1 protein-coding gene is annotated in these 327 nt (G+C 50.8%); it reads right to left on the reverse strand.

Annotated features, from left to right (window positions below):
- Positions 1 to 63 precede the first annotated feature (63 nt).
- A partial coding sequence (locus P0G09_RS16650) for a hypothetical protein (protein ID WP_275253219.1) occupies positions 64 to 327 on the reverse strand: 264 nt, incomplete at its 5' end.

Consider the following 327-nt stretch of genomic DNA (forward strand, 5'->3'; position numbering starts at 1 on the left):
CTTTGCTGACGATCCAAGCGATGCCGCCAATTACAAGGGCAGCAAAGATCCCAGTCGTTTTGCTCAAGTAATGGTTGTCGCTTCACCATGTCCACTGATTTTAGCAGCGCCAGTTGCCATCGTTTCGGGGATGAGTCGGGCCTCACGCAGCGGGATCATCGTTAAGACTGGCAGCGTCCTGGAAAAAATGGCGCATCCGAAAACCATGGCCTTTGACAAAACCGGTACGATTACCAGCGTCAAGATAACGATCAGAATAATGCCGGAAAGCCAGTCTGGCAGATTGGGCCACCAATAGTTCAAATACTGCGACATCGCAATGACATC

This window comes from Faecalibacterium sp. DFI.5.82 (assembly GCF_029076575.1).
GTDB lineage: Bacteria > Bacillota > Clostridia > Oscillospirales > Ruminococcaceae > Faecalibacterium > Faecalibacterium duncaniae.